Annotated in this window: 11 protein-coding genes; 5 read left to right on the forward strand and 6 right to left on the reverse strand. The window is 51.7% G+C overall.

The window, feature by feature from the left end; genetic code table 11:
• From ppnN to IC617_RS09835, 4 genes are read left to right on the forward strand one after another with little or no spacing between them, the layout of a single operon-like run.
• The gene (gene ppnN, locus IC617_RS09820) at positions 1-1,356 is read left to right on the forward strand and encodes a nucleotide 5'-monophosphate nucleosidase PpnN (protein WP_191144831.1); all 1,356 of its coding nucleotides are present in this window, start codon (positions 1-3) and stop codon (positions 1,354-1,356) included.
• Position 1,357: 1 nt separating this feature from the next.
• Entirely contained in the window at positions 1,358-2,104 is a 747-nt protein-coding gene (locus IC617_RS09825) for a 5'-3' exonuclease H3TH domain-containing protein (RefSeq protein ID WP_191144832.1), read from the forward strand.
• Positions 2,101-2,790 (forward strand): SDR family oxidoreductase, encoded by a 690-nt coding sequence (locus tag IC617_RS09830; protein WP_191144833.1) that lies wholly within the window; start codon positions 2,101-2,103, stop codon positions 2,788-2,790. Before IC617_RS09825 ends, IC617_RS09830 begins: the two co-directional genes overlap by 4 nt.
• 22 nt (positions 2,791-2,812) lie before the next feature.
• Positions 2,813-4,549, forward strand: coding sequence for an HDOD domain-containing protein (locus IC617_RS09835; protein ID WP_191144834.1), 1,737 nt, complete (start codon positions 2,813-2,815; stop codon positions 4,547-4,549).
• A 291-nt stretch (positions 4,550-4,840) separates the two neighbouring features.
• Here IC617_RS09835 and rlmM read toward each other — a convergent pair whose 3' ends face one another.
• The 6 genes from rlmM to IC617_RS09865 all read right to left on the reverse strand — a co-directional run bounded on the left by rlmM (position 4,841) and on the right by IC617_RS09865 (position 11,743).
• Complete coding sequence (gene rlmM / locus IC617_RS09840) at positions 4,841-5,953, reverse strand: 23S rRNA (cytidine(2498)-2'-O)-methyltransferase RlmM (RefSeq protein WP_191144835.1); 1,113 nt, start codon at positions 5,951-5,953, stop codon at positions 4,841-4,843.
• Positions 5,950-6,315, reverse strand: a complete 366-nt coding sequence (locus tag IC617_RS09845) for a DUF423 domain-containing protein (RefSeq protein WP_191144836.1) — start codon at positions 6,313-6,315, stop codon at positions 5,950-5,952. Before IC617_RS09845 ends, rlmM begins: the two co-directional genes overlap by 4 nt.
• Positions 6,303-6,908, reverse strand: coding sequence for an alpha/beta family hydrolase (locus tag IC617_RS09850; protein ID WP_224745914.1), 606 nt, complete (start codon positions 6,906-6,908; stop codon positions 6,303-6,305). The genes IC617_RS09845 and IC617_RS09850 overlap by 13 nt, the downstream gene beginning before the upstream one ends.
• Positions 6,898-7,830 (reverse strand): transcriptional regulator GcvA, encoded by a 933-nt coding sequence (locus IC617_RS09855; RefSeq protein WP_191144837.1) that lies wholly within the window; start codon positions 7,828-7,830, stop codon positions 6,898-6,900. Before IC617_RS09855 ends, IC617_RS09850 begins: the two co-directional genes overlap by 11 nt.
• Before the next feature lie 106 nt (positions 7,831-7,936).
• The gene (locus IC617_RS09860) at positions 7,937-9,217 is read right to left on the reverse strand and encodes a hypothetical protein (RefSeq protein WP_191144838.1); all 1,281 of its coding nucleotides are present in this window, start codon (positions 9,215-9,217) and stop codon (positions 7,937-7,939) included.
• Positions 9,218-9,226: 9 nt separating this feature from the next.
• A complete protein-coding gene (locus IC617_RS09865) occupies positions 9,227-11,743 on the reverse strand; it encodes a PHP domain-containing protein (RefSeq protein WP_191144839.1) in 2,517 nt (838 codons plus the stop codon).
• A 173-nt stretch (positions 11,744-11,916) separates the two neighbouring features.
• Between IC617_RS09865 and IC617_RS09870 the strand changes: the two genes are divergently transcribed.
• Positions 11,917-12,132, forward strand: coding sequence for a hypothetical protein (locus IC617_RS09870; protein ID WP_191144840.1), 216 nt, complete (start codon positions 11,917-11,919; stop codon positions 12,130-12,132).
• Positions 12,133-12,815: the final 683 nt, after the last annotated feature.

Raw genomic sequence — 12,815 nt, forward strand, 5'->3', positions numbered from 1 at the left:
ATGATCACTCAAATTAATCCCGTTGGCTCAATGGATCTACTTTCACAATTGGAAGTTGATCGACTCAAACAAACATCCACCTCAGAACTGTATCGATTATTTCGCAATTGTTGTTTGGCGGTGCTCAATGTGGGCGCCCAAACGGACAATAGCCGCGAAATCCTCGATAGCTATAAAAGTTTTGATATTAACGTGTTACGCCGAGAGCGTGGGATCAAACTGGAACTATTGAACCCGCCCGAACAATCCTTTGTTGATGGCGAACTGATCCGCGGCATTCAAGAACATTTGTTTTCCGTGCTGCGAGATATTCTTTATGTTGAAAACCAGTACCAAAACAACCGCTTAATTAACCTCACCAGCTCAACCCATGTGACCCACGTGGTATTCGACATTTTACGCAATGCGCGGGCAATCCACTCGCAAGCCGACCCCAACATGATTGTCTGCTGGGGAGGTCACTCGATTGGTGAGAAGGAGTTTCTTTACACCCGCTCGGTTGGCTACCAATTAGGATTGCGAGAGCTGAACATCGTCACCGGCTGTGGTCCTGGCGCGATGGAAGGCCCGATGAAAGGTGCTGCGATCGGCCATGCCCAACAACGACAACGCAATTGCCGCTATTTGGGTCTGACCGAGCCAAGTATTATCGCCGCCGAACCACCCAATCCGATTGTCAACGAACTGGTGATCATGCCGGATATTGAAAAGCGGCTCGAAGCATTCGTCCGTTTAGGGCATGGTGTGATTATCTTCCCTGGCGGCGTTGGCACGGCCGAAGAGCTGCTGTATTTGCTTGGCATTTTACTGCATCCCAAAAATGCAGCAGAGCCGTTACCTGTGGTGCTGACCGGGCCACAAAGCAGCGCCGATTACTTTAATCAAATTGATCAGTTCATTGCCGACACGCTCGGTAGTGAAGCGCAAAACCGTTATAAAATCATTATTGACGATCCGGTCGCGGTGGCACGCTACATTAGTGACAAAACCCAAGACGTTCGCGAGCACCGCAAAGCACTTGGCGATGCATACCACTTCAACTGGTCGCTGCACATTGAGCCTGAATTTCAACTGCCGTTTGAGCCCAATCACGAGTGCATGGCGGAGCTCAACCTTCACCATAATCAGTCATCTGCAGCGCTTGCTTCAGCACTGCGCAAGGCTTTTTCCGGCATTGTTGCTGGCAACGTCAAAGAGGCAGGCATCAAAGCCATTGAGCGCAATGGGCCATTTGTGCTCCACGGTGAAAAAGACTTGATGGCGCGATTGGACAAGTTGCTCCAAGCCTTTATTGAGCAAGGCCGCATGAAGCTGCCGGGCTCAACGTATCACCCGTGCTACACGGTACAAACCTAACATGGCACCGAATCTAGTTATCTTCGACGCGATGAATGTATTGCGTCGAATTTATGCCGCCATTGAGCATACTCACGACAGTATTGAACGATTGCAGCAACAGTCTTGGCACAAAATGGCGCAATGTCTGGATGCGTATCAGGCCTCTCATGCCGTCGCCGTGTTTGATGGCGAACAACCCGGTTGGCGCCATCAACTCTGGCCCGCTTACAAGGCAGGACGAAAACCTTTGCCAGCAGAGCTAGCTCAGGGACTTGATTCGATTCAACAATATTGGTGGCAGCAAGGCGTTGATAGTGTCTTACCCAGCCATGATGAAGCTGATGATGTGATCGCCACGTTGACCGTCAAAGCGGCCGAACATGGCGTCAATGTCATTATCATTTCTACCGACCAAGGCTTTTGTCAGTTGCTGGGGCCATCAATTCAACAGTACGATTGCTTTACTCGGCAACCACTGACCATTGCGCACTATCAGCAAAAATTTTCGATTTCGCCGCAACAATGGCCGCAATACAAAGCCCTCACCGGCGAATCGAGCAGTGATATTCCTGGCATATCTGGTTTTGGTCCGGCCACAGCGCGGGCATTTATCGAACAAAATTATGATGTCTCAACGCTGCCACCAGCAAAACAACAAAGTTGGCAGCAAGAACACGAGTTAGTCGCTATATTTCAACAATTAATGACGCTGAATACCGAGCGAGAACTCGGCTTCAAACTGTCAGATTTACGGTACCCCAAATGACTCAGAACGTTTTAATCACCGGCGCTAATCGCGGCATTGGGCTGGAATTTTGCCAACAGTACCTCGCCGCCGGCGCCCGCGTATTTGCTTGCTGCCGAACACCACAACAAGCCACCGAGTTAAATGCTCTGGCCAATGACTATCGGCAACTCACGGTATTGCCATTGGACATTGCCTCGCACCAGCAAGCCGCCGATATTGTCACTCAGCTAAACGGTGTCACGCTCGATGTATTAATTAACAACGCCGGTATTTATGGTGCTAAAGGTGCCAGCCTTGAGGCAATCGACGCAGAGGAGTGGCTCCATGTGCTGCACATTGACGCCATAGCGCCGGTGTTATTGACTCGTACCTTGCAGCCTTTACTTGGCAACGGCAGCAAAGTCGCCTTTGTGAGTAGCAAGATGGGTAGTATCGCCGATAATCAATCCGGCGGCAGTTACATGTATCGAAGTGCCAAAGCAGCCTTAAATGCAGCGGTGAAATCCCTAGCGATCGATTGGCATGAACACGGCATCCGCATTGCTCTGTTGCACCCTGGCTGGGTCAAAACCGATATGGGTGGCCCAAATGCGCTGATTTCAACCGATCAGTCGGTTGCCGGCATGAAAAATGTTATCGACTCGTTATCGGCCAATGACAACGGCCAATTCATTAACTATGATGGCGCCCCAATTCCTTGGTAACGGCACAATGAAGGACTTCTGAATGGCTGATGTTGGCAAACAAATTTCCGATCTTCACCAAATGGCGCAAGAGCTATTGATTGCGGTGAATATGCCGGAAAAAGCTGATTTGCCAAGCACTGCCAAACGGCTGGCCGCCAAACTCTGCGCTTTTGCCGCTTCCGACCGGCCACTGACCATGTCGTTACTGGCCATTTACAGCAATCAACACCAACCGGCCGCTCAATGGATCGTCAAAGCCGGCGCCTTAACGGCGCTGTTGGGTTTGAAATTAGGTTTCCAGGAAGCGATTTGGCGCCGAGTGGTGAGCGCCGCAGTGACAATGGATTTATCCGTCGTCGATATTCTCCAAACTCGGGTAAAAGGTGGCAGTTTCAGCGCCGATCTTAAGACCCGTTGGCGCAAACACCCTGCTCTAAGTTTTGCCCTACTCCGTAAAGCTGGGGTCAATGATGGCATGTGGCTGAGCCATGTTTTGCAGCATCATGAACGGCCCAATGGTTTAGGCTTTCCCAGCCGAGTGAGTGGTAATAACCTGCTGCCGACCTCGCCGTTATTGACGCTGGTATCCGACGCGCTGGAATTGCTGATGCCAACGGCCAAGCGCCAGGGTTTGCATCCAGAGCAAGTCATCGCACGCTTGTATTGGCGTCGCCACCATTATCACCGCTGCCACCTCAACGCCTTAGTCGAATTATTCCAGCCTGTGCCGGTTGCCGCCCAGTTAGGCTTGAAGCGAGGGGGCATTGCCATGGTGGTTCGGCAGCCCGTCAGCAATTACTTGTGGGCAGTGAAGCATTATGCTCGTCAGGGCCAAAAAGGCATTGAAGTCATTAAGTTGATGGAAAACGACGTCGCTCGGGTCTATCCCATGCTGAAAGTCGACAAAATGGATTTGATGGCGCTATGGCTTGAAGGTCACCGGCAAATGAGCAACAGCCTAAGTAAACCTTGGGCAGAGCCGGCGCTGCAGCCGAGCGAGCTCAAGGTCAAGCTCAGCCAATTGCTGAACCAAGAAAGCCCCAATATTACCAAGGTCTCTGAATACATCGCGTCAGAGCCGGTGCTGTCAGAAACCTTATTCAAGATGGCAAACCGAGAAATCGACAGCGCCAAACCGACCAAGGCAATCAAGCATGCCATCATGATGATCGGCTTGGACCGACTCGGTCCCATGCTGCTGCGTAGCGATTTGTTGAGTCAGTGCCGGCAGCGCCGCTTTCCGCTCGATCACTGGGCTTATCAGTACACCGATTTATTTGCCGAATGTGCTGCTCAAATCGCCACTCACAGCTACTTCATGATGCCAGAGCAAGCCAGGACAATGGCCACATTTGCCGTTATCGGGTGGTTTTCCGATAGCGAACTGAATCAGCGAATTCAGCTCAAAGATCGCCAGCAAATCGAAGTAGAACTATTTAGCGTGTTTGAATTGCTGTCCGCCACACCGCACGAAGAGTTGGCTAGCAAAGGACTAGAAGCGGCGCGTCAATGGAAAATGCCGCTCAGTTTGCTACAAGCATTGGAAGTGTTTGCCGGCGAGTACCTGCCCGAAGAAGTGCCGATGAAGTCGCGCCACCCTTATTATTTGTTGGTACTGGCCAGCCACATGATGATTCAGTTGCTTGGAAAAGACAGTGACTGGAATGAGCGCACTGCCTTGATGACGCGACTGGACATCAGCAATCAAAAATTCAATGAGGCGCGCGATGCAGTATTAGCCTGCGGCTCAGTGATTTGCCCCTTGCCCAAGGGCTAGAGCCTGTTGATCTTTGCTGTGTGTTTTTGCAGCAATTTATTGGTGATTTAGGCAAGGAAGTGATTATGAAGTTGACTGGCCGTCAATGAATAATCGCTGACGCTGAATAAATTGCCAATAAACGCTGCCCGAAGGGTTCGTCAAAATGCTCATTTCGCTACGTCGCTCGCTATTTGTATAGATGGCTATAGGGCATAGCTCGCTTCTTGCTCAAAAGAGCATTTTGAACGAACAAAATTCATACACCAAAGATCAACAGGCTCTAGGGGCTGCTGATCGTCATCCAAGCTGCTAGTTGAGTTTGGGATAGCCAACGAAAACCGTGATCTCCTCACGGTCGTGGTACAAGTGCTTGGCTTTAATCACCATGCCATCTTGCAGCTCATCGCGCAGAATATTCATGCAGGTTTGCACTTCTTCCCAACGCGCTTTCATCGGCAGCTTCAAATTAACAATGGCGTTGCGGGTATTGCCTTGGGCAAACCAGTCAATAACCATGTGAACCACTCGACGAGGCTTATCGGCCATGTCACAAACCATCCATTCAGACGGCGCATTTTCTGGCCACTTGAGGCGCTTGCCATTGCCAAATTGACGGTTGATCCACGAGATTGGTTTGCGTTTTGGATCAAAGCCAAAACCGTCTTCACGGAAGTGTTTGACCTGACCGGTTTCCATTAAGCTATCGGCCATCGGGCCATTATCGACCGACGACACAAACAGTCCTCGGCGCACCAGTTGATAAGTCCAGCCGCCAGGGCAAGCCCCCAAATCGACCGCCTTCATGCCCGATGTCATCCGCGCAGCTAATTCGGCCTCAGAGAAAAATGACAGTAAGGCCTCATCCAGTTTCAGGGTTGAGCGGCTTGGTGCTGCTGATGGCACGCGTAGGCGCATAATGCCGTTGACGAACGGGCTATGACGGCCCGGCTCACTGACACCAACAAATGCCTGAGTGCCCGCCAGCAAACAAACATGCAGTACCGGCAAGCTGTTATCTTTAATGAGCTTGCCTTGTTTTTGCAGCCCTTTACTCAACGGTACCGCTAGCTTTTTCGCCAGTCGGTTAAGAGATTTACCTTCATTGGTATCAGGCGTTTCCATTCGAAGTTCACTGAACGGCCCCTGCTCTGCGACTTGTGCGAGTATTGGCCCGACCCGATCTTCGGGATCGAAATTAATGGTATCGCCATAAACCAGCTGGCGAGCAAAAATCAGACTGCGGATCGGCACTTGCGCCAACGCTGCTGCATCTTCTTGCTGATAAGTTTCATAAATCGCGAAGCCAGTATCTTTGCTGGCTCTTACGTAGCCCCAGTTCTCATACTTTTCGGCCAGCGCAGCGAATTCCGCTCCGGTTTCACTCTCAAAACCAGCGCGGCAGTACAACATAATCTGTTTCATGTGCGTTGCCCCTTCCAACAGCCCACTAGTAGCGCTGCCCAGGTTAAAATCAATAAACTGCCGCCCAGTGGCGTCATCCACCAGATGGCTTTCCAGTTGGCCAGAATCAGGCCATAAATGCTGCCGCTGAACAAGCTAATCGCCACCACAAAACTCGCCGCCAAAGCATTTGCCCATCGCTGCGATAATGGCATCAAAGCCAGCCCAATAAGCGCTAAGCCATGCCACATCTGATAACGCACGGCAACTTCGAGGCTTTGCTGCTGAGCTGCAGACACAGCCGCGCCATGGCTGACATAAGCGCCCATGGCAACGGCCAGCAGGCATAAGCAAATGCCCGCAGAGGCGACTAGTCTGAACATAGCTGCTCCTGAATAAATCGAGCAGATAACAACGCTGCCTGCTGAATATGTTGCTGCTGATTTAAACCACTGGCTTTGCGGGGTTTAAAACTATGGTCGCCATCGGCAAGCCAAGCCAATTCAACTGACCGAGATAACGAATAGCCAGCCACTTCTTGCTGATTACCGAAGGTATCGCGTTCACCTTGAACAATGAGCAGCGGTTGCTCCAACTGCTGCAAATGCTCCACTCGCAAGCGCTCTGGCTTGCCAATGGGATGAAACGGATAGCCATAGGCAATACCGGGTAGTTTCAGGGTATCGAGCAACATCGTTGCGACGCGCCCACCCATGGATTTTCCAGCCAGATACAGCGGTAAATCAGTGGGCAAGGATTCAACTTGTTCTGTCATGGCTTGCAATAGCACCGGTAAGCGATCCGGCGGCCGCTTTTTGTTTAGCGCTTTGGCTTTCACCATGTAGGGAAAATCAAACAGTACCGGCTCAATGTGCTGCGCTTGCAACTGCTCCGCCAGCGCTTGCATAAACTCAGAGTCACTGCCGGCGCCCGCGCCATGGGCTAACAAAACCCGAGCGATTGGCTTAGTTTTCAACAGGGTTTGCTCCGGTCATGCGTTTAATCGATTCTTGCTCTTTGCGCACACGCTCAAGCATCCAGTCACGAAAGGCTTTAATTTTACCCAGATCAGCTTGCGAAGGTTCACACACCAGATAGTAGGAGTCCTGACTGGTTAAGGCTTCAGTAAACGGACACACCAATCGGCCACTAAGCAACTCTGGTTGCGCCAATACGCTATTGACCAATGCGACGCCTTGGGAGTGAACTGCTGCCTGCAACACCATCGCAGTGTGACTAAATATCGGCCCGTGGTTCACATTGACCCCTTCGATATTCATCATCTTGAGCCAGGCTTTCCAGTCTTTGCGGTCAATGTCATGAAGCAACACATGGCGCTTCAAATCCTGCGGCGTTTCCAGCGGGATCCCTTGATCAAACAGCTGCGGAGAACACACAGTGACCAGCAGCTCGGCATGGAGTTTATCGGCAACCACCCCAGTCCATCGGCCGCGGCCAAAGTAAACGGCAATATCGACATCTTCGGTAAGCGAGCCTTCATCACGGTCAACCGCCTTGATCCGAACATCAATATCCGGATGCAGCATATGAAACTCATTAAGCCGTGGCACCAACCACTGAATGGCAAAGCTCGGCGGCAAACTAATGGTTAACGCCCCTTTGGCGGTGCTGGCAAGGACACGTTCAGTGGCTTCGGTTAACTGGGTAAAGACTTCTTTGATGTCCTGAAAGTAGCTCTGGCCCTGCTCCGTTAGTAACAAAGAGCGATTCTTTCGCCGGAACAGTTTTAGCCCTAGAAATTCTTCAAGCCCTTTGATTTGGTGACTCACTGCAGCCTGAGTAACAAACAATTCTTCCGCAGCGCGAGTAAAACTCATATGACGAGCAGCAGCTTCGAATGCTTTAAGGGCATTTAGTGGAGGTAAACGACGCGACACAACAACCTCACTGATAACATTTTCTAATGGGTGGGATTATAGAGCAAAAGCTTGTCGAAACTGAACCCAAGAATGACAAAATAACCCGAGCAGCGGCCCGCCTGCGTTACAGTTTGATTTTCCACGCCACTGGCTTGCCATGGCGGCCTTGCCAATGGCTGCCGACTAAGTACATAGCCCCCTCATCGTCGCGGGTCACTGAGCCATAGATTAAGCGGTTGGCCGGAATGGTTGGCAACGGATGAACCGCAGCCTGATTGAGTTCGATATCGTAGGTTAGCCATTGTGCGGTCTCGGCACGGTTGCTGCGGGCAACCGCGCCAAGGTACTTATCGCCATCAAGGCTAAAGAGGCTTTCGATGGTTGCCTTACCTTTCGGATGCATTGGCCCCATTGCCACCAGCTTATCGAGCCCAACGCCATCAGCGACAATACGATAGAGTTGCCCCTGATGAGTGACAAAATAAATATCACCATTGGCCATTTCCGCATGACCGGTTATACCGTGATGCTTATGCCATTCCTTGCGATGGTAATTGGTCATGGGGTAGCTGGCGATCCAATTTAAGCGGTGGTCATATTGCTCGAGCGACGCGTAGCTAAACCCGTCTTCGGTGGTCGCAACTTTGGGCACATAGACATTGGCAGCGGAGTCGACCAGAAAATTGCGCGACACATGAGCTGTTGCTGAATCAACCGATACCGAACGAGTGACACCACTGACCACATCATATTGGTAGATTTCATGGCCCCAGTAACCCAGCGCATAAACAAAGCGTCCGCGCGCTTGCAAAGCAACCAGGGCATGAGGCGTTGCTGCCAAATGTTGCCACTGATCAGAACTTGGCCGAGTGCGCCATAAATGACCGCCCCAAGTTGGCAAGGTGAGCTGACTTTGTGATTCGCCGCCCTCATCAAAACTAGAAAAATAGAGGTAGCCATCATCCGCAGCAACGATCTTACTGTGTAATTTGTTTTGCTGAACATTGTCAGGGGCTACCCCCTGCGAGACCAGTTGGCTCACGGTATCGCCAAGGGACTTCAACTCGCCACTGTATGGGTTGTAGCGAACCAATTGCGAGGTACCACGTTGGCCACCATGGCTTGACACCCCAAAATAAATCGCGCCCTTATCGTCGCGGCCAGTGGCGCCCCAAATGGCATCCATTTCCGGCAGCAGGTCCAGTTGGGAAAAATCGATCTGCTCAACCTGGGGGCGACTATCTGCGGCGACCGGATGAAACACTGTTCCCAGATTTTGTTCGAGCGAACGCTGCTGTAATCGCGGCTGCGATGCTGGCTTGCTGGGCTCCTGCGATTCTGGTGCGGGCGAGCAGGCTATCAGTAACACTAAAGCGAATGCATGAATTCCTATCAGCTTATCCATTTCCCGTTGTTACCCCTGCCCTTGAATCCGAATCGGATTGGAGTAGAACCAATAGTCTCGTCGGCCAGTTTGTTGGCTGACCCCACGCAACCGAACGACAGTGGAGTCAGAATTAATTGGCAACGGATGCGTGACCTCAATTCGGCCTGTCGCAGTTGCCTGAAATGGCAGCGGGTAAGTTCGGATGCTATTCGACATCACCACAATCAGCTCAAGCTCCGTTAATGGCGCGCGTTGTCCTTGCCAATCTTGCGCGGCTAATTGAATAGCAACATTGACTCGTGCCTGCTGGCCTTTGCGATTCTCTCCGACCTGGCCCATGACCAGCGATTGACCATTGGAGGTGGACACTGAAAAATCGAGGGCATCGACAAAGCGACCATGCTGAGCCCAGAACTGGCCCGCGTGAAGCGCGCGAATCACATCGTTGTGACGATTGCTGCGGGCATAAACATGGGTGCTGGAAAACTGGCAGGGCCAATAATCCATTTGGGTATTGTGGAAGTCTGAGTTCGCTCTTGCGCCCCAAACATTTAAGCCACTTTGCAGCAACTGGTCCCATTGTCCGCCCACTTTAGCGACCGCCGGATCCCAGCCACCGATAGTGCGATGTTTGAGCGAATAAGAGCCATTATTCTTGCCCTTTTTCTTTTGGTGCCCTGGAGCCCCTGACATCCCAACCACCAGATCGCTCGCGGCCATCCAAGTTGTCATGTCATGACCCACTTCGCTCAGGTAAAACGACTTCCGGCTTGGGTGATTGTAAAACACCACAGGTTGGGTGCCGTAGACATTGATATCGGCCAGATACTTCAACCCAGGCTCAGCAGTCATCATTTCTTCCGAGCGCTTTTTGTAGCTATCGTAGCGATTTCGAAAGGTTGAAATTTGGGCCAATACATCATCTGATTGAGGAAACAGCACGGTGGCATGTTCTCGCCCCATAAACGGCGCAATATTCCATTCGAGCCCAGTCAATATCGACATGTCTGGATGGGCATAGTCAGCATTACGAATGGCTTCGACATAGGACTTGCTGGCTACCTTCTTTAAATTTCGATCGCCGTGATCGGCAATGGCAATGGCGTCACACCCAAATGATGCTGCTTTATCGGCGACCTCGGCAACGGTATGAGAGCCATCAGAGAATTTGGTGTGGATGTGAGTATCGACGATAAACCAATCGCCACGCTCTATGGTGTCGACTGGCGCTTGATAAGCGCGAGTTCGCGCCCCGTTATCATTGCCCGAATAGAGCGGTAACTGCTCGATGCGTTTGTCAATATGACGCTCTAACGCACGATATTTTTCCGATCCAACGCTATCAAATATGAGTTTGAATTCCTGCTCTCGCAATCCTTCAGGTAGGTCGTGAACCATAGGAAAGAAGCTGTTCTCAGAACCTTCAAACGCCAACAAATCCTGGGCAGCACGGGCGTGATCATCGTCGCCAATCCACTCAGAAAACTTCAGTCCGGCTTTGTCGGCGGCAAGGTCGGCAAAGCTGTAACCTGAGCCGCCCTGATTGGCATCGAGTAATTCCTTGATCTCACCAATACTAAACGCCAATTGTGCCCGGCCCAATTGTTCAAGAATGGCGGAATACAAAAAGTGAAGCGCCAAGTCTTTGCGGCCTTGCAATGACGCCGAGCGACGCTTGCCGACATCGGGCTTGTTGTCGTATCCGGCCAATGAAGCGAAACGGTAGGTACCAAACTTGATCGCTAATGCCCAGAGCGCAGCGGTATTTTCTGTCGCCGGGTCCGCCCCTGCCGATGTTCTCGCCATGGCGGTGCGCATTACTTCCGTCATGTAAGGCGCTAGCGATGGCGATGAGTTATCCATTGTCCGCAAGGTGGCCAAATAGATATCAATGGTAGCGGTGTCGATTTGTTTCTGGCGGTGAATGGTTTTAGCGGTGTTAGCTAGCCCCTGAATGCCACCTTTGATTTGCTCTCGAAAATCAACCGGTTTATCTGCAACCAAAGCCAATTGTCCCGCGCGAAACTGGGCGCCAGAAATAAGTTGATCTAAGGTGCGCTTCGCATCATCACCAAACACCCAACCAAAGCCTGTCACCGCTACCGCTTGAATTAGACCAGAAGGCAGCGGGATACTGCCTATACGGCAGTCTTGTAAACCGCTGGCATCAAAGTCGGGCAGCAACATGCAGGATACATTGAGGTATCTTGAGCCAGCAATTGGAACACTGGCAGAGCCAGCAACCGCCATACCATATGGGGTGACAGAGCCAGCAAATTGCATGTTGGGAATGGAGTAACTGGCGACCGCCATAATGGCGTCGATATCTTGCTGGCTGAGATTCAATTCAACTTTGCTACGCCGAGCAATCAACTGCTGCCGGATGGCTTTGACTTTGTTTTTGGCGGCTTGAACATCTCGGGGAGATAGCGTTTTGGTTGGCGCAACCACAGGCTCGCTACTGAGCAATGCAAAAACAAACACGCCGGTCAAAACCAGACCGGTTATTCCTATCACCAGTAATTTGCGCAGTATGCTTTTCATTGACGACACGCTCGCGGCTCAATCCCTGACCAAATGATGTTCGAGAATAACCTTTTTCCAGTGTTCGAGCGAGCCACAATATCACGCTGCGAAGGTTGCTCACGGGCATTGAACCGGCAATGAGGGCAATAGCAAACCTCACCCCATGCTGACGCTCAAGCACATCAAAGCCAATGTCTGAGCAGCGAGCCGGCAGCCAACAACACCCTTCGGTGACGCTCAAGTCCATCCATGGAACGCTCTACACCCGACATCCATGTCGGCTGAAGCACCTCAGTGCATTGTTAGCAGCCGCTTTGGGATTCGACGGTTGCGGTCAGCGCACGCTCGGTTTGGGAGTAGCTTGGGAGTTGGATAGTCGAGCTTCTGCCGCAGGGAAGCGGCAGTAGAGCCTACATGGAAGTATTCACGGCGTCTCGACTAGACAATTCGCAAGCTGCGATGATTACACTGAACTGTTGAATCGGCAGTGAGAGCGATAGCAAACCTCACCCCATGCTGACGCTCAAGCACATCCTTGTGTCGCTCTACATGCGGCATCCATGCCGCCTGAAGCAGCAAGTAGCGAGGTTTACTATCGCCCTAGGCGCTCCGGAGCGCTGCTGGAAGCCGTTTTATTGCGTCACAAACTCCGCAGCTCCCTAGAGCGGGTTTTCGATTGCTGACGAAGACCTTCCGCAGCAGGGATGCTGCGGTAGAGCTTACATGGAAGTATTCACAGCGTGTCTGAGTTAGGAAACGATAACTTGCTCTTTAACGCTAATGTCTGAGCAGCGAACCGGCAGCCAACAACACCCTTCGGTGACGCTCAAGTCCATCCATGGAACGCTCTACACCCGACATCCATGTCGGCTGAAGCACCTCAGTGCGTTGTTAGCAGCCGCTTTGGGATTAAGCGATTGTGGTCAGCGCACGCACGGTTTGGGAGTAGCTTGGGGGTTGGATAGTCGAGCTTCTGCCGCAAGGAAGCGGCAGTAGAGCCATCAGGGGACAACTTTATAAAGTTGTCGCGCAGGCAGGAAGCCGGAGCGGGGCTTTGCAGAGGGCAGGAGCCCGTCAGCAAAGTATTCAC

This window comes from Neiella litorisoli (genome assembly GCF_014773395.1).
Classification (GTDB): Bacteria; Pseudomonadota; Gammaproteobacteria; order Enterobacterales; family Neiellaceae; genus Neiella; species Neiella litorisoli.